15 protein-coding genes and 1 pseudogene are annotated in these 18,050 nt (G+C 38.9%); 7 read left to right on the top strand and 9 right to left on the bottom strand.

All coding sequences use genetic code 11. The features are described 5' to 3' along the window. Positions 1 to 2 precede the first annotated feature (2 nt). Together BMW42_RS11445 and ubiG are read right to left on the bottom strand one after the other, a co-directional pair. A complete protein-coding gene (locus BMW42_RS11445; RefSeq protein ID WP_092767993.1) occupies positions 3 to 689 on the bottom strand; it encodes an HAD family hydrolase in 687 nt (228 codons plus the stop codon). Next, the gene (gene ubiG, locus BMW42_RS11440) at positions 686 to 1,402 is read right to left on the bottom strand and encodes a bifunctional 2-polyprenyl-6-hydroxyphenol methylase/3-demethylubiquinol 3-O-methyltransferase UbiG (protein WP_035268814.1); all 717 of its coding nucleotides are present in this window, start codon (positions 1,400 to 1,402) and stop codon (positions 686 to 688) included. The genes BMW42_RS11445 and ubiG overlap by 4 nt, the downstream gene beginning before the upstream one ends. 182 nt (positions 1,403 to 1,584) lie before the next feature. Between ubiG and BMW42_RS11435 the strand changes: the two genes are divergently transcribed. Next, the gene (locus BMW42_RS11435) at positions 1,585 to 2,202 is read left to right on the top strand and encodes a thiol:disulfide interchange protein DsbA/DsbL (RefSeq protein WP_092767991.1); all 618 of its coding nucleotides are present in this window, start codon (positions 1,585 to 1,587) and stop codon (positions 2,200 to 2,202) included. Positions 2,203 to 2,229: 27 nt separating this feature from the next. Here the strand turns inward: BMW42_RS11435 and BMW42_RS11430 are convergent, their stop codons facing one another. After that, positions 2,230 to 2,874, bottom strand: a complete 645-nt coding sequence (locus BMW42_RS11430) for a TetR family transcriptional regulator (RefSeq protein ID WP_092767989.1) — start codon at positions 2,872 to 2,874, stop codon at positions 2,230 to 2,232. A gap of 176 nt (positions 2,875 to 3,050) precedes the next feature. Here BMW42_RS11430 and BMW42_RS11425 point away from each other — a divergent pair, with 176 nt between their 5' ends. Together BMW42_RS11425 and BMW42_RS11420 are read left to right on the top strand one after the other, a co-directional pair. Continuing rightward, positions 3,051 to 4,073, top strand: a complete 1,023-nt coding sequence (locus BMW42_RS11425) for a flavin reductase family protein (protein WP_092767987.1) — start codon at positions 3,051 to 3,053, stop codon at positions 4,071 to 4,073. 33 nt (positions 4,074 to 4,106) lie between these two features. Continuing rightward, complete coding sequence (locus tag BMW42_RS11420) at positions 4,107 to 5,249, top strand: fatty acid desaturase family protein (protein WP_092767985.1); 1,143 nt, start codon at positions 4,107 to 4,109, stop codon at positions 5,247 to 5,249. A 171-nt stretch (positions 5,250 to 5,420) separates the two neighbouring features. Here BMW42_RS11420 and BMW42_RS11415 read toward each other — a convergent pair whose 3' ends face one another. From BMW42_RS11415 to BMW42_RS11405, 3 genes and pseudogenes are all read right to left on the bottom strand, one after another. Further along, positions 5,421 to 5,843 (bottom strand): hypothetical protein, encoded by a 423-nt coding sequence (locus BMW42_RS11415; RefSeq protein WP_092767983.1) that lies wholly within the window; start codon positions 5,841 to 5,843, stop codon positions 5,421 to 5,423. A gap of 1,163 nt (positions 5,844 to 7,006) precedes the next feature. Continuing rightward, positions 7,007 to 7,291 (bottom strand): annotated as a pseudogene (locus BMW42_RS14875) (PAAR domain-containing protein); the annotation flags it as partial. Continuing rightward, positions 7,284 to 7,733 carry a PAAR domain-containing protein gene (locus tag BMW42_RS11405; RefSeq protein ID WP_092767979.1) on the bottom strand — a complete coding sequence of 150 codons (450 nt, stop codon included), beginning with the start codon at positions 7,731 to 7,733 and terminating at the stop codon, positions 7,284 to 7,286. The gene BMW42_RS11405 and the pseudogene BMW42_RS14875, both read right to left, overlap by 8 nt. A gap of 271 nt (positions 7,734 to 8,004) precedes the next feature. On the opposite strand from BMW42_RS11405, the gene rph reads away from it, so the two are divergent. Together rph and BMW42_RS11395 are read left to right on the top strand one after the other, a co-directional pair. Further along, complete coding sequence (gene rph, locus BMW42_RS11400) at positions 8,005 to 8,721, top strand: ribonuclease PH (RefSeq protein WP_092767977.1); 717 nt, start codon at positions 8,005 to 8,007, stop codon at positions 8,719 to 8,721. A gap of 309 nt (positions 8,722 to 9,030) precedes the next feature. Continuing rightward, positions 9,031 to 11,262, top strand: coding sequence for a phosphocholine-specific phospholipase C (locus BMW42_RS11395; protein ID WP_092767975.1), 2,232 nt, complete (start codon positions 9,031 to 9,033; stop codon positions 11,260 to 11,262). A gap of 60 nt (positions 11,263 to 11,322) precedes the next feature. Here the strand turns inward: BMW42_RS11395 and BMW42_RS11390 are convergent, their stop codons facing one another. Then, the gene (locus BMW42_RS11390; protein ID WP_092767973.1) at positions 11,323 to 13,653 is read right to left on the bottom strand and encodes a DUF6351 family protein; all 2,331 of its coding nucleotides are present in this window, start codon (positions 13,651 to 13,653) and stop codon (positions 11,323 to 11,325) included. Positions 13,654 to 14,086: 433 nt separating this feature from the next. Beyond that, entirely contained in the window at positions 14,087 to 14,932 is an 846-nt protein-coding gene (nadC, locus tag BMW42_RS11385) for a carboxylating nicotinate-nucleotide diphosphorylase (protein WP_092767971.1), read from the bottom strand. Between the two features lie 145 nt (positions 14,933 to 15,077). Here nadC and ampD point away from each other — a divergent pair, with 145 nt between their 5' ends. Both ampD and murJ read left to right on the top strand, forming a co-directional pair. Beyond that, positions 15,078 to 15,647 carry a 1,6-anhydro-N-acetylmuramyl-L-alanine amidase AmpD gene (gene ampD / locus BMW42_RS11380; RefSeq protein ID WP_092767969.1) on the top strand — a complete coding sequence of 190 codons (570 nt, stop codon included), beginning with the start codon at positions 15,078 to 15,080 and terminating at the stop codon, positions 15,645 to 15,647. Positions 15,648 to 15,715: 68 nt separating this feature from the next. Next, positions 15,716 to 17,269, top strand: a complete 1,554-nt coding sequence (gene murJ, locus BMW42_RS11375; RefSeq protein ID WP_171260721.1) for a murein biosynthesis integral membrane protein MurJ — start codon at positions 15,716 to 15,718, stop codon at positions 17,267 to 17,269. Positions 17,270 to 17,345: 76 nt separating this feature from the next. Here murJ and BMW42_RS11370 read toward each other — a convergent pair whose 3' ends face one another. Next, on the bottom strand, positions 17,346 to 18,035 hold the full coding sequence (locus BMW42_RS11370) for an FKBP-type peptidyl-prolyl cis-trans isomerase (RefSeq protein WP_092767965.1): 690 nt from the start codon (positions 18,033 to 18,035) through the stop codon (positions 17,346 to 17,348). Positions 18,036 to 18,050 lie beyond the last annotated feature (15 nt).

Genomic DNA, 18,050 nt, shown 5'->3' with positions numbered 1-18,050 from the left:
AATTAAGCTGTTTTTTGGTGAGATTCGATCAATTCGATTAAGTGTTGATGTAATTCTTGTACATCATTCACTATACAATCTGCCTGCCAAGAATCTAAGTCATCTTTGTGTTCTAATGGTAAATATCCGTAAGCAGCCAAAATCGTGTACATATTTGCGCTTCGACCTGCATCAATATCACGTGGATGATCACCAACATAAATGCATTGTTCAGCTGGAACATTAATTTGTTGAGCAGCGAGATACATTGGTTCTGGGTCAGGTTTAGTGTGCTTAACATCTTCTGGGCATACGAGAACGGCACAACGTTCAGTTAAGTTTAAGGCTTGAAGTAGTGCCTCACTCAGCCAACGAGGTTTGTTTGTCACAATTCCCCATGGAATATCCCGTTGTTCCAAGTCCTCAATTAAAGGATACATTCCTGCAAAAAGGTCTGTATCCACAGCAATATCAGCACCATAGATATCTAGAAAGCGCTGACGATGTGCAAGGAAAATAGGATCATCAACCTGTAATTCAGGATAAACCAATTTCACCATCGCCCGAGCCCCCTCGGAGACCTGAGTTCGGATCAGGGCTGCATCTAAGATCTCTCGACCTTCTTCACGACACATTGCTTGAATAATACGAATAAAATCCGCAGCAGTGTCAATTAAAGTCCCATCTAGGTCGAAAAGTACGGCCTTCATTCATTCACCTCATTATGGGTGTAAACCATATAGTTCACATCGACATTTGGGGCTAACCAATAATGTTTAGTTAATGGGTTGTAATGTAAGCCTGTCATATCTTTAAGTTTTAAACCTGCGTTACGAATATCATGCGCTAATTCAGAAGGTTTAATAAATTTATGATAGTCATGAGTTCCTTTTTTCAAAAGACGTAACACATACTCTGCACCGATAATCGCAAATAAATATGATTTTGGATTACGGTTAATTGTGGAGAAGAATACATGACCGTTTGGTTTCACCAGTTTTTGGCATGCTTGAATGATTGACGCTGGATCTGGTACATGTTCCAACATTTCCATACAAGTTACGACATCGTATTGACCAGCTTGTTCTTCAGCCAATTGCTCAACTGGAATTTGACGATATTCGATATTGGTTACGTTTTCTTGTTCTGCATGCAGACGTGCGACATTTAATGGTGCTGCGCCCATATCGATACCGAGGACATCGGCACCACGGCGTGCCATACTTTCGGCCAAAATACCGCCGCCACAGCCCACATCTAGGACTTTTTTGCCACTAAGACCACCTGCATGTTCATCAATCCAATTCAATCGTAATGGATTGATTTGATGGAGAGGGCGAAACTCAGAGTGTTGATCCCACCATACTGCAGCAAGTGCTTCAAATTTAGCAATTTCTTGTGGGTCAACATTCAGTTGAGTCATTACAGCCACCTTAGCAAAGTTCGTTTTAATGGGTAGAATTTATATCAGATCTTAGTGTATCGCTAATTCCAAAAAAAGCGATAAATCTTGTAAAAAAGTTCACAGAATCAAAACGATTTTCTCATATTTGTTTTATAGTGAAACCATATGCTAATCAGAATGATTTAGAGGATAAAAACTTAATGAAAAAGGTGGTTTTTAGTGGCGTTGCCGCTGCGGTGCTGATGGCACTTTCAACAGGTGCAATGGCGAACTTTGTTGAAGGCAAAGATTATACGGTCGTGCAAAACCCAGGAAAGGTTGATGTCGCTGGTAAATTGGAAGTACGTGAGTTCTTTTGGTATGGCTGTGGTCATTGCTTTACTTTAGAACCTCATATGCAATCTTGGTTACGTAAAATTCCAAAAGATGTGAATTTTGTCCGTACACCTGCTGCAATGAACAAAGTATGGGAACAGAATGCACGTGGTTACTACATTTCTGAAGCACTTGGTGTTCGTAAACGTACCCATTTGCCTTTATTCCACGCGATCCATGACAAAGGTCAGCAGATTTTTGACCAAAAATCACAAGCACAATTCTTTACGAAGTATGGTATCCCAGAAGCGAAATTCAATAGTTTATATAATTCTTTCGCAATTACTGCCAAAGTCTCTCAAGCGAATAAATTAGCGCAGCAATATCAATTGACGGGTGTGCCAGCTGTTGTAGTAAATGGGAAATATGTCGTACAAGGTGATAATGGCCGCGTGTTACAAGTGGTCGATTATCTATTGGATAAAGAGCGTAAAGCTAAATAATAGAAAACCCGCATTGAGCGGGTTTTTTTATGCCTCAGTAGTATTCCAATTCAAAATCCCTTTAAAGATTAATCGTATTTGGGTAATGGACTGTTTTTTGAGTACCAGTTTTTGTAATTCAAGCTCCATACCTGAATATTGACGGCCCAAGCTAATCCAAGACATTGCCCATGTGAAACATAAATTAATTAAAATATTCGACAACATTTTTAGGTCACCAGCATGATGAAAATTTTGTACGATTTCGAATTTTTGTAGGTCATTGGCCAAATCAGAATTTAGAAACTCAATTTCACGAGCAATCGCACGTCTTACCACTTCAGAACCCCCCCAGCGCTCTGCGATCATAAAAATCCAAGGTTGGGTATTTAAATCGATGGCTTCAAAAAAAAGTTCCATGCTGGTTTCGGCTTTCGCATCAGGGTGGGCCAAACCTTGACCGAGCTGATGAAGTACGGTTTTCAAATATAACGCGACTTGATCCACCAACTCTTGGCCTAATTCATCCATATCTTGAAAATGTCGATAAAAGGCTGTTGGCACCAAACCAACCTCACGTGCAACTTCACGCAGACTAATACTGCTAAATGAACGGCCAGATGTGCTTAAGCGCAAAGCGGCATCCAGTAAAGCCTGACGACTTTGTTGTTTACGTTCATCGCGTATAGACATCTTAAAACCTGAGAAGTGAAGTCGAGATGAGTCTATCAAAAAAATATAAAAATTAAACGACGAATGTCAGTGAACATGTGTTGACTCAATTTCAAAATCAATATAGTGTACACATGTTCACTATTAGAACACTTGTTCACTCAATTAAATTGAAATACAAAAGAGGAACGTTTGAGATGAGTAGTTATCTGTCATATCGTCCTGAATGGATTCGAGAAGATTTCGTCGATTTTATCGCTGAAAAAATACATCCCACTTTGGCTTGGAAAAAAGTCAAAGCATCGCTCGTGAGTCGTCAGGCACTTAGTCACGATTTCTATGAGATTCATTTATGTCCAAATCACAATTTCGATTTTCAACAGATTGAGGCAGGGCAAAGTGTTTTAGTGACAGTTGTAATTGCAGGCGTGCGTCTACAACGTAGTTATTCGATTGTGGAAATTTCTGCGACAGGTAATCTGGTGATTGCTGTCCGAGCTCAAGGAGTAGTGTCGAATTGTTTAAGCCAATTGGCGATAGGTTCTGTTGTGGAAATTTCTCAAGCGCAAGGTGAATTTACGCTTGAGCCGACTCAACAGCCAATTGTGTTATTGGCGTCGGGGAGTGGCATTACCGCCATTTATGCATTGCTTACGAAGGCTTTAAACACATTATCTGTACCTATCTATTTGATTTATTTCTGTCGAGATGACGCGTTCCACGTGAAACTACAACAGCTCGCTTCAAAACATGATCATTTTAATTATCACTATTTTAATACACGCCAACATAAACAATATCTGACATTGGCGTTGTTAGAGCAGTTAATGCCAAGTTTTAGGCAAGCACAGATTTATGCATGCGGTGCAACTTCGATGATGCAAGCTGTAAATCAAATTTGTCATGAAGAGGGGATCAGCAATCAGCTCAAACAAGAGTTTTTTCAAATCCGTGTAGATGAAGAAATTGAAAAACAATCTGTCACGTTTATCCGCAGTCAGAAATCGTTTGAAGCTCAAAAAAGTTTGTTGGTGAGTGCTGAAGAGGCTGGATTAAGACCCGCTCATGGATGCCGAATGGGTATTTGTAATGCATGTGTCTGTAACAAAGTGAGTGGCGCTACTAAAAATATGCTCACAGGTGAAATTGAACATGAGCCAAATCGACAAATTAAATTATGTATTAGTCAGGCAGTAAGCCCTGTTGTGATTAATTTGTAATTTAACGGTATCGTATAAGACTGGAGAAAAATAATGAATATGTCACTTAATACAACATGGCAATCAAAATCTAAACATCTGACCGCTGAGCAAATTGAAGCATTTGGACAACGCGTTGAGCAGATCCGACTCAGTATTATGAATGATTTGGGTGAACAAGATGCCAAATATATTTATAAGATTCGTAACTTTGTTCGCTATAGCGAGATTGGCTCACGTGCATTGCTGATGTTTGGTGGTTGGATTCCACCTGTTTGGTTGGTAGGTACAGGATTACTGGGCGTGTCCAAAATTGTTGAAAATATGGAGCTTGGACATAATGTGATGCATGGTCAATTTGACTGGTTGAATGATCCTAGTTTAAACGGTGCGACATATGACTGGGACACCATCTCAACAGGCGATGACTGGAAATATACCCATAACTATGTACATCACACCTATACCAATATTGTGGGTATGGATCATGATGTGGGTTATGGTCTACTTCGTGTTTCAGCATCTCAACCGTGGGAACCAAGATTTTTGTTTAATATTCCATTAGCAATTCAATTGATGGTGTTTTTTGAATGGTATGTCGGTGTTCAAAACCTACACTTGGAAGACGCGCTTGTTTATAAAACCAAATCTTGGAAACAAGTGTGGAAAGATGCTGAAAAATTAAGAAAAAAAGTACGACGTCAGGTGGTGAAAGATTATGTCTTTTTCCCGATTATCGCTGGTCCAAATGCGCTTCCTGTCTTCGTAGGCAATGCAGTTGCAAATGTGATTAGAAGTTTATGGTCATCTGCAGTGATTTTTAATGGTCATTTTACTGAAGATACAGAAACATTTGAGATGGATAACACCGAAAATGAAACGCGAGCAGAATGGTATTTACGTCAAATTCGAGGTTCAAGTAACTTTACCGGAACATCATGGCTGCATATTTTGAGTGGTAATTTGAGTCATCAAATCGAGCATCATTTATTCCCTGATATGCCTGCAAATCGCTATGCAGAAGCTGCGCCAAAAATTAAAGCGTTATGTGAGGAATATGGCATTCACTATAATGAAGCAAACTTTATGAAACAATTCTGGAGCGTTTGGGTTCGTTTAGCTAAATGTTCTTTACCAAATGATAAGACAGCTAAAATTTCTCAATCTATAAGAAAATTAAGAGGAATATTTGCTTGAGTACCACTATTTAGTTTAATTCATGAAAGGCATGGAGCATTGAACAAAGTTTTAAGCGTGGAACGTGAAGAGTCAACAAAAAAGCCCGATTGGTGAGGATCGGGCTTTTGAATCAAATAAAGGTACTTAAATTAAAAAATGGGTATTACGTTAATTGTAAGAAATCTAAAGTTACTCAGAAGACAAAAATATTATTCCAACATCTAGTTGTTCTAACTTATTAGGATCAGAATTAGAAACTTGTTCCTGAAGTTTTTCAGAATAATCATATATTTTCGTTCTATAACCAGGAAATTGAATATAAATATGTGCAGCACTCATATTCCAATCTTTTAAACTTGGTTTTATCAAATAATATTTTAGTGTTTCAGGAGAAATTTTAAACTTACCTTTGCTATCGGTTGTAATAGAATTATGACTATCTCTAGCTGTATCATATCCAATATAGCCATGATAATTGGCAATAGGTTTTTTGCTTTCAATACTATATATATAGCCTGTAGTTTCAGGAGTTAAATATAAAGTCTTTTGAGTGCAAGCTACTAAAAAAGTGGATATAAATATTATAAGCAAATGACTAAAAAAAAATTTCATTTTGTAATTCCAGAAATAAATAAAAGCCCAGCTACGTCTTCTTGACTTGCTACAGATCGTTCATGAAATAGAGTTATATTATTTTCATTTTCATCTGCATATTTCATTAAATCAATTTCTCCACTTTTTGGATAAGTAGTACCTGCTTTTGGACTTTGATTAATAATTCCAGAGGTGGATTTATGCCCTTTTGAATGCTTTTGACCGCTATAAGCTAACAATAATTCATGTCCCATTTCATGTGCAAATGTAAGTCTAAATTGTTTATTTGCTTTTGATGCATCCCAAAATTGCCATATAGCCCCTCTCGATGTGTTAAATAACATATAACCAGTATTATAAAATGTACTCCTGTAAAGCTCCCAATTAGCACTTCTACTTGGACGCCAATTAGTAGCAAATATTAACTTCATCATAGGCATCATATTTACTGTTGACTCTTGAGCAGTTAGAAAAACCTCATAATTTTTTCCATCTAACAATATACTTTTTCCAACTGGATGAGAGCCATTTCGACTCCAGTAATATTTCATTCCATCTAAAGCCATTGTTTTTAATTGTTCATAGGAAACATTCCTTGACCGATATGGAGGTTTTCCTATGAGAATCTGATTTGGTGGGATATATTTCCAAGAATCAATACCTTGTTCCCCCCCATCTGACAGACCAATTCTTAATATAATTGCTATCTTTAAGGTTTTTTTATTAATTAAAATGTCTATCCAATCTTTATCTTTATACTTAAATTTTACATTTTTAGTCTGACTACATTGCTCTTTATCAAAGGCATAGCCTTTTATTCTAAAATTAATGCCATCTTTTGAAGTAAATTTTTTGCTATCATAGATATCATTTACGAACCCGTCCCAATCAACTTTTATTTTTTTTCCTGGGTGATGTGGGCCTGAAATTCTTTTTATTAACTGATATTTCCCAGGTTCCATCTCTATCTCTAATTTTAGATATTCAAAAATTCCAGCCTTAATTTTGATTTCATAATCAATTTTATCATTTGATTTTTTTCCTTGATAAGAAGGAACACCACAAGGTATAAATAAATCTGTTTTAATACTGATTTTACTCAACTCAATATCGAAATTATTTTTGTCAGACAAAAAGTTATTAGTAAGTTGGTTATTAGTCGTTTGCAAATTAGAAATGGTCGAACTACTGGAACCATTTCCACTTGTCCCAACAACATGAACTTGTTTTGGCATCAAAGTAGCACCACACGTGAACTTATCACCGACATAAGCGACTGCTTTACCATCAAAAATTACATGGTCATTACTCTTAATCAAAGTTGACCACGTTTTACATTTTGGACAAGCAAAACCATCTCCCGCACGAAGAAATAGGTTTCCCATTTGAGAACTTCGCGATTGAGTGGATAACACTGTTCCACCATGACTTGTTGTAGAACCATGTATGCCAAAACCTTTAGACACTCTTTGATCCTCCAATCATTGAAATCATGAAATCTTTGGGTAAAGCGGCATCATGATACAAACGTAAGACATGAGCTGTTATTGGACTATCGATAATTTCATCACCATTTTCTAATAGTGAGCCAATAAGTGCTGCGGATCGATTATGAACAGTGATGGCACTACCAGCACCAGAGATAATTTTTGCTGTTGAACCATCAGTGTATATCGCTTCATCACCTACTAAAGCTAAAGAAATACCTTTGACCTTATAGGTATCAGTAGAGGCTCTTACTAAACCACCTTTTTTCGTTTTAGAACCATTAAATGCAGCATAAACTTTGGTATACGGCTTATTATTCCAGTAGAGTTGCTCTGCTTGGTGAATCTTTTGAATATCATCTTGGGAAAGCTTTTTTAGCTGCTCTTCTGGCAGTTCATGCAAAAAAATAGGGCTAGTCATGCTAGATCCAATTATTCTAATTCAATAAAGAATAACAAAATACAGAATGAAGAAAAAGTTCAAAATGTAATCACACATTATCAAGAATAGTGATCATTTTACATATGGGCGTTATACGAAGTCTGATCATTTTTTATGTCAACTCAGTTCAAACCAATGTATGTTTTTAAATGAAACTGCAATTTTAAAACACGGACTTATAACAAAGTTAGATGCCATCAATCTGCTATAATGTGCCCAATCTTTTTTTAAGTAAAAATTAGGACGTATTATGCGTATTGACCAGCGTGCATTAGACCAGTTACGTGACGTTAAAATTACTCGAAACTATACACGTTATGCAGAAGGTTCAGTTTTAGTTGAATTTGGTCATACCAAAGTTCTTTGTACTGCCAGTGTTGATAATTCAGTACCGCGCTTCTTGAAAGGAAAAGGCCAAGGTTGGGTGACTGCTGAATATGGCATGTTGCCACGTTCAACCCATACACGCAGTGACCGTGAGGCAGCTCGTGGTAAACAAAGTGGACGTACTCAAGAAATTCAACGCTTAATCGGTCGTAGTCTACGTGCCATGGTGGATTTGAAGAAATTGGGTGAGAACACGATTACAATCGATTGTGATGTTATTCAAGCCGATGGTGGTACACGTACAGCGTCTATTACAGGTGCTGCGGTAGCCTTGATTGATGCTATGAATTCATTACTTGAGAAAAAGAAAATCAAACAAGATCCACTCAAAGGATTGGTGGCTGCAATTTCTGTTGGTATTTATCAAGACGAAGTACTACTCGACTTATGTTATGAAGAAGATTCAAACTGCCAAACAGACTTGAATGTGGTGATGACTCAGGCGAGTGAGTTTATTGAAATTCAAGGTACTGCAGAAGATAAACCGTTCACGCGCACGCAATGTAACGCAATGCTTGAAATGGCTGAGAAAGGCATTCAAGAGTTAATTCAAAAGCAACAACAAGCACTAGGCTGGTAATTCGCATTTGATTGCATGCGTTGATTGTAAAAAAGCACCTTGATAGAGGTGCTTTTTTTTATTTCATAGATTTGCAATTGAAGCTTCATTGCAGCGTCACGAAAAAAGCGTATCACTGAGTTCGCATAAAACGAGAAGGATAACTACATGCGAGCTTATTTTTTTATACTCATCCTTACACCGAGTATTTTGTTAACAGCTTGTGGGGGAGATGATGATCACCAAACATCCAAACCGCAACCTTCAGATCCAAGCTGTGAAATCCACTGTGCTCCATAACCATAACAAGAATAAAAACAGGATAATTGTATGAACCGTCGTGACTTTATTTTAAATTCGACCAAGACATTATTGGGTGCATCTGCATTAGCGAGTTTTCCGCTGAGTATTCAAAAAGCTTTAGCAATTAATGCAAAAGTCGAAACTGGCACTATTCAAGATGTGAAACATGTGGTGATTTTGACTCAAGAAAATCGTTCTTTTGATAACTATTTTGGAACATTCAAAGGAGTACGTGGTTTTGGTGATCGATTCACCATTCCATTGAGTGGCAAAAGAGCGGTGTGGGAACAGTATGATGCCAACAAAAATAAAATTTTGCCTTATCACCTAGACAGTTCATTGGGCAATGCTCAACGTGTTTCGGGCACACCTCATTCATGGAAGGATGGTCAAGCCGCTTGGGATTGTGGGCGTATGGGCAATTGGGTGGAACATAAACAACCCCAATCCATGGGCTATTTTAAGAAACAAGAGCTCGAGTTCCAGTTTGCACTAGCAGAAGCATTTACTTTATGTGATGCCTACCATTGCGCTATGCACGCGGGAACTAATCCCAATCGTAAATTTATTTGGACAGGGACCAACGGGCCAACTGCTGCAGGTGTCGCGAGTGTAGTCAACGAGTTTGATAGTATTGGCTCATCAATGATCGGCTACGACTGGACCACGTATCCTGAACGATTACAGCAAGCTGGGATCAGTTGGAAGGTTTATCAAAATATGCCCGATAATTTTACGGATAATCCTTTGGCTGGATTTAAGCAATATCGCAAAGCCAATGAATTATCTGGTAAGCCGGTTAGCCATGCCAATATTTTGTCGCCTGAATATGATGAGCGTATTGATCAACGACAACCTCTCTATAAGGGTATTGCCAATACGATGCCTAAGGACGGCGGTTTATTAGGACAATTTAAACAAGATATCTTAGAGGGTAAATTGCCACAGGTGAGCTGGGTGGTCGCACCGGCAGCGTATAGTGAACATCCGGGACCATCAAGTCCTGTTCAAGGCGCGTGGTACATTCAAGAACTGTTAAACACTTTAACGGCAGATCCAGAGTTATGGAGTCAGACGGTTTTACTGGTCAATTTTGATGAAAATGATGGTTTCTTTGATCATGTACCATCGCCCTCTGCACCATCAAGAGAAATCAATGAAGTAGGTGATATCGTTAAAGTTCATGGTAAAACCACGTTATCAGAACAAGAGATATCATATGAATATTTCAATCACCCACCTGTATCAGGTTCGATAGCACAGCCTGAATTAAAATTTAAAAATGGTAAGAATGAAAACTTCTGGCATGGTGTGTATGGTCCAGGAGTACGTGTTCCAATGTATATCATTTCACCGTGGAGTCGTGGGGGATGGGTCAACTCTCAAGTCTTTGATCATACTTCAATTATTCAATTTCTTGAGCAACGTTTTGGCGTGCAAGAGCCTAATATTAGCCCTTATCGTAGAGCAGTCTGTGGTGACCTTACGTCGGCGTTTGACTTTAAGACACCTAACTTTAATGTTCTGCCAACACTCCATGGGCAAAGAACAAAACAAGAAGCTGACAATACGCGTCGTTCGCAAGAGCAACTTAGTAAGGTTCCAGTCCCATCAAATCAACAATTTCCTCTGCAAGAAACTGGAATACGTCATTCTCGAGCATTACCTTATTTATTACATACCAGCGCGCGCGTACAGGTTGCAACCCGAAATATTCAACTGATTTTCGCAAATGGTGGAGAACAAGGTGCGGTTTTCCATGTCTATGACAAACTGGATTTAAATGCCATTCCTCGACGTTTTATGGTGGAGGCTGGAAAACAACTTGAGGATGTTTGGGAGCTAGCAGATGATCAATATGATCTTTGGGTGCTTGGGCCAAATGGTTATCATCGAGCATTCAAGGGAAATCTTCACCATCAAATTGAAAGAGATCATTTGCCAGAAATTCGAATTTGCTATGAAGCTTGTCAACCTAAAATAATTTTAAAAATACGGCATGATGGGGCTGAAACTGTGGAGATGATGGTCAAGGACAATGCGTACTACAATCAAAAAGTGTGGACTGTCAAAACTCAATCGAATGAGGCTGAACTTCATCTCGATTTAACGGAGTCTTGGGGATGGTATGATTTTAATGTGGTAATCGCCCAACAGCAGGGAGAGCAGGCTTATGAACGTCGATTTGCTGGACGTATTGAAACAGGGCAGCATACATGTACTGATCCTATGATGGGATTATTGCAACCTAAATCTTAAACACGAAGTAAAAAAGCCGTGAATGTTCACGGCTTTTTTCAGAATTGAAAAATTCAGGTATTAAGACAGTTGAAATGAATTAGAGATCCAACCCTTCGGAAGTTGAGGCATTATAAGCTCCTCAGGGCGATTTGGATCTTCATCCAGTTGTTTACCACCATAAATGACATCATTAATCTGCCCATTTTGATTTTGATAGGTTAACCAAGGATAGGTTTTACCAAACCCAACAGGATCTTGGGTGTAATCACAAACACCATCTGGAAAAACTTTTTGTAATCGAGTCCATTGCTCATCTGTAAAGTTAATATTGGGGTAAAGACGACGTGTGAGTGGTTGTAGTTTACATTTATTGGCGTAGGTACTAATTTGATCACCTGCTACCATTCGCGGTGTTTTATAGACCGGTACACGAAGGTTATTGCAGAACCCAGATCTTCGAATCGTTCCTAATGTGATACATGAGTCGTTAAGATTTACTTTATTGCGTGTGAGTTTCTGTGGCAGAGGTAAATTGCTTGTATCATTTTTTACGCGATCCAACCATTGGTTCATATCATTGAAACTGATTTCTAAACATTTAAGATCGCCAATCATAATGGTATCACCTCCATACAGAAGCTGATTGTGATGATGTCCGTGTGCTTTGTCTAAACGTGCTCTAATCGCGAATGCTCGGTAAGCATCATGGAAGATCGCTGGATCTGGACCACGACAATCAATAATCGCCACTTGATCTAAATTATTGGCAACATTGATTAAACCAGTTCGATAAGCATTTTTTAAACCTTGCTCCGTGGCATATAACCGTTCGGGAATTGGATTAATATCAATATCAACTCCACCGAGGCGTTCATTTAATAAAACAAATTTTTCAGCATTGATCACACCATCAAATAAGGTTTGAAGCCCGTATTGCACACCGACATTATCAATTGGTAGGTTAGCAAACCCAATATTTCGCTGGTTTTCGACAGGACTCCAAATTTGTCTAAGCTGTTGTGTATTTGGATCAACTTCAGTTGGATTTCTGAGACCCAACAAATTTACAGCAGCCTCTTGAATTGAACAGCGTGTCCCATTCGGATTTGAGGTGGCATTGTACAGTTGTGTTTCTGATATTCCGCTACAAATGGTATTTGGTCGAGCAACATCGAATTGCGCAAGTTCACTGACATAACCATTAATCTCAGAAATATGACCTTGAATATGGTTAATTTGATGAGGGAGGAAAGAGCGGCCTTCTGCTGTTTTAAAATAATTGATCATAATATGATAATCAGCAAACTGAGACGCTGTACTCCATGCATCAGGGAAGGAGCAGGTTACTAACAAACCTTGGTATACACCTGGATAAGCGTTAGCTACCCATTGAGATGCGAGCGCGCCACCTGAACAGCCTTGTCCAATCGTGTAGTCTAAAGTGCCGTATTGTTCGATAAAACGTTCTTTGGCCATAATGATTGATTCAGCTTGAACCGCCAAATTACAGTTATGTCCACTGTTGGATAGCGCCGTAGACATGACGCCATAACCTTTGCCCAAAGCCTTGATGGTAATATCTGGCAAAATAGAAGTTGATGTCGCAACCACGGTAGGTGCAGTTGCAGACTGATAATCATTTCCGCAACTTTGCCCATGGGTTACTAACAGCTTATTATTAAATTGGGGTTGTGGATTCAGCGCAGTCCAAGGCTGATTAGGATTAAACAATACAGCAAACCGATATTCATCACGATTTTGATAGCCGACCTCCTCTCGAATGATAAATGGCACTTCTACGCCTGTATCGGTCTTAATTTTGGAAATCAGACCCGCCGAAGGTGGTTTATCAGGATTATAGGTTTGTAAAGTTCCGATTAAATTCCGATAGTAGTAATTATATTGAATAGGTTTACGGCAAAATAAATCAGTCGAGCCGTTGGTACAGGTCCATGGATTAATTTGAGGTCCAGATAAAAGAGGACCTGTGGTACTGAAATTTTTTAAATATAAATTTTGAATTGCGTTTGGTGTTTCAATTTTTAGTAGATTTTCCCCTAACTGTAATCCATCCAATAGCACTCTATTTTGAGCATTGGAAAAGCGAGATTTGATGTCCTGTCCATTTAAATGAATGCTTATATTTGCGTCATTAAAATTAATCGATGAGTCTAATTCGATCAATACATCATTATCTGTCACAAGATCGGGGCGAGTAGATAAAACAGTCACGAATTCTTTTTCAAGTTTATTCGTTGGATTGTCAGGATCAGTTGGATTGGTCGGAGTTGGCTGTGATCCATTACCACCGCCTGAATTCCCCCCAGATTCGTTGGAGCTTTTACAACCGACGAGTAAGCTGCTACTAATCGCGACGCTTAAAAGCGTATAGATCATTTGCGTTTTCATGTGATTTCCCTAATGTACAACATGGTGGATGCAATCGATCCGATGACTGCATTTCTTTTTATTTATTCACTGACATTCAGCATGGTCTATGCTCTGACACCCTCCTATTATTTAGACAATGCGAACTCATGGGATTAATTGTATTTATTGGCTTCACTATGAATGAAAATCGAACAGTATTCCATGACAGAAAATTGAATAATTGTAAAATTACGGCAAATAAATAATTGAAATTTAATGATTTATTTTGCAATTTATTTGTTTAATATGATTTTGATTAAAAAATAATCTTAAAGCGCGGAAGGTATCAATAAGTTCTACATAAATTCAAATTTTTTTGTATTTATGAAATAAAGTTAATGTAGCATCACAGTTTTAAGCAAATAAAAAAGGAGCAAAGCCCCTTTTTTATTGAGAGATAGGATTGAATCGATTAAGCGTTAAAGCGCATAGATAAATCGATGGCTTTGACATCTTTAGTCAGTACACCCATTGAAATAAAGTCGACGCCTGAAGTAGCAACTTCACGTAAGTTGTCGATGGTAATATTACCTGATGCTTCCAGTTTACAACGACCAGCCACATGCTTGACTGCATCAATCATTTGTTGTTGGCTGAAATTGTCCAACATGACGATATCGGCACCAGCATCTAAAGCTTGGTTTAATTCATCCCAAGTTTCAACTTCGACTTCCACAGGTTTACCTGGTGCAATGGCATGTGCTTTGTCGATTGCTTGCTGAATACCACCTGCAGCCATAATATGGTTTTCTTTAATTAAAAAAGCATCGAATAAACCTAAACGATGGTTTTGACCACCACCTACACCCACCGCATATTTTTGCGCAATACGTAAGCCTGGTAATGTTTTACGTGTATCAAGCAGTTTGGTATTTAAACCTTCCAAATGTTTCACATATTCAGCCGTTTTTGTAGCAACAGCAGAAAGGGTTTGTACAAAATTAAGTGCTGGGCGTTCAACGGTTAACAGACTGCGTGCTGAGCCGGCAAGTTTTAAAAATGCCTCATTGGCTTGAACTTGATCGCCATCTTGCTTTAACCAAATCACATCAACGCTTGGATCATAGGCTTTAATTAAAGCATTCACCCACGGTTGCCCTGCAAGAATCATCGTTTCGCGACTGATAATGGTTGCTGTTGCTTGTTCATCTTCAGGTGTCAGCAATGCGGTGATATCACGCTCACCAATATCTTCTTGCAATGCTTGTTGGATATTGATTTGAATTGATTGTTCAAGCAAAGATTGCGGTATGCTCATAAAATCCCTATTGTAGGCACCAGAAAAATGAGCAATATATTACCATTGCACCTCAAGTAATGGTGCTGTTTTTTTCGTCCAAGTCTTTTCCAAAGATGAGCGTGGATGAATTGTCATAAGTTGCAAACACGGATTGAGATCACACATGTCGAATGTACCCAAGCTTCAAGTGGTAGATGGTGTATTACAAGGTGCAAGATTTATTGCTTCACCAAATTTTAATCAAAGACCAGACCATACTGACATTCAACTGGTGGTCATCCACAATATTAGCTTACCGCCCTCACAGTTTGGAGGAGGCTATATTGAGCAGTTTTTCCAAAATAAATTAGATTGGAATGCACACCCTTATTTTAAAACCATTGAAGGGATGCAGGTCTCAGCACATTTATTGATTTTAAGGTCAGGCGAAATTTTACAGTTTGTTAATTTTAAAGACCGTGCTTGGCATGCGGGACGCTCTACGTACATGGCAAATCCAGAATGCAATGATTATTCGATTGGCATTGAACTCGAGGGTAGTGATGATCAAGATTTTACGGAACAACAATATCAAGCTTTAGTTGAGGTCGTGGCAACACTTCAACACGCTTATCCTAAAATTAAAAGTCATATCGCAGGGCATTCAGATATTGCACCTGGACGAAAGACCGATCCAGGACCGCATTTTCAATGGTCTTATTTTAGAGATCAATTAAAACAACGAAAAATATGATGCTTTGTCGAATGAAATAACAATTTAAAAGCGAAGTTTTATTACAATATCGTCAATCTTTTTAAGTGGTGAATATGATGGCGCTTTGGCGATCCACCTTTATTGTGAGTGCAATGACCATGTTGTCTCGTGTCATGGGGCTTATTCGAGACATGGTGCTGTTAAATGTGTTCGGGGCAGGTAAAGACTTCGATACTTTTGTTGTAGCGTTTCGTATTCCCAACTTTTTTAGGCGTCTTTTTGCCGAAGGTGCATTTTCCCAAGCATTTATTCCTGTTCTCACAGAATATAAAACCACCAAACTCCATGCTGAAGTTCAGATCCTAATTAGTCGGGTATTTGGATGTTTGCTTACCGTGATGACTGCATTAACTTTGCTGTGTATGATTGTTGCACCTGCGATATTGTATGTTTATGCGCCAGGATTTCATGCCGATGCAGCCAAATTTGATTTGTCAGTCGACTTATTCCGTCTCACCATTCCCTACCTGATGTTTATGTCGCTGACGGCATTTGCCAGCAGTATCTTAAACAGCTATGGCTCATTTACCACACCCGCATTTGCGCCAGTGTTGTTGAATATTGCAATGATTGCAGGGGCTTTGTGGCTGTCTCCATATATGGAAACACCCATTATGGCATTGGGTTGGGCAGTGGTGTTTGCTGGCATTTTGCAATTAGCCCTACAAATTCCGGAACTGTGGCGCAAAAAACTCCTGATCCCCCCTAAAGTTGATTTTAAGCACGAAGGTGTCGAGCGTATTTTAAAATTAATGTTGCCTGCACTGTTTGGGGTTTCAGTCACACAAATTAATTTACTGCTCAATACCATTTGGGCGTCTTTTATGCAAAATGGTTCTGTGTCATGGCTTTATACTGCAGAGCGGATGACCGAATTGCCTTTGGGCTTAATTGGTGTAGCCATCGGAACGGTGATTCTACCTGCACTCTCTGCGCGTAAAGCGGAACAGGATCAAACTAAATTTAAGGCCATGTTAGATTGGGCTGCACGTGTTATCGTATTTGCAGGTATCCCAGCCAGTATCGCTTTATTTATGTTGTCTACACCGATTATTCAAGCGCTGTTCCAACACGGTGCTTTTGATGCACGAGCGACAGAAATGACCGCTTTGGCATTACAATGTATGAGTGGTGGTGTCTTGGCATTTATGTTGATTAAAGTCTTTGCTCCTGGATTTTATGCGATTCAAGATACCAAAACCCCAGTACGTGTTGGCCTAATGGCAGTTGCAGCAAACGCCATCCTCAATGTGGTTTTTATTGGTATCTTCAAATGGATGGGCTGGGAAGAACTCCATATGGCATTGGCGTTGTCATCTACAGGTTCTGCTTTAGTCAATGCAGGGATGCTATATTTCTATTTACACAAACGTGAAATATTCCGATTTGGTCCGCACTGGAAAAAATTATTTTTCCAATTTATGGTCGGTAACGCCGTGATGATCGCAGCTTTATGGTATGGTCTAAGCTGGTATAACCCAGATGTAGCACCGTGGATTCGTGTATTTGAAGTGCTTGGTCTCTGTGTATTGGGTGTGGTTGCTTATGTATTGGGTTTATTTACGACTGGCTTTAGACCAAGACAGTTAAAACACGGCTAATGCTTCAAACAGACTCTCAATAAAAACATAAAAAAAACATCGCGGAAGCGATGTTTTTTTATAAGTCATGTGAACATTAAGGCAAAACTTTTAAAAGTTCGACATCAAAGATTAAGGTGCTGTTCGGCTCAATCGCATCGCCCGAACCGATCTCACCATAGGCCAAATCAGCAGGAATAAAGAAGCGGTATTTAGCACCTTCCTTCATGAGTTGTAAGCCTTCAGTCCAACCCGGAATGACTTGACTCACTTGGAATTCAACCGCTTGATTACGCGCGATCGAACTATCGAATACTGTGCCATCGATCAAACGCCCTTCATAATGAACTTTCACTTTTGACGTCGCTTTAGGTGTTTTGCCTTGACCTTGCTGAATCACTTGATATTGCAGCCCTGTTGGTCGTGTGACAATACCTGCTTTTTTGGTATTCTCTTGTAAAAATTGCTGCCCAGATTTTAAATTTTCTGCAGCCAATTTTTGAAATTCGATCAGCTGTTTGGATTCACTCTGCTTTTTGTATTTGGTTAAAGCCTGCGCCATTTCTTGATCGGTTAAACTCGATTTTTGACCAGTTGAGCCTTGTTTCAATCCTTCAATAAAGGCATCTAAATTGATATCTTTTAATGTATCCGCATTAGTGCGTCCCATCACATAGCCATAGCTATATCCGAGCTGATCTTTCTCAGTACTTTTATTGCTAATGTTTGCCGCAAATGAGCCAGAGCTGAGGATTAGCAGACTGCTTAATATAGAGATTTTTTTCATCTTTCAAATCCAAAA

The sequence above is a fragment of the Acinetobacter sp. DSM 11652 genome (genome assembly GCF_900109815.1).
Taxonomy (GTDB): Bacteria; Pseudomonadota; Gammaproteobacteria; order Pseudomonadales; family Moraxellaceae; genus Acinetobacter.
This window is presented reverse-complemented; position numbering and strand designations above follow the sequence as displayed.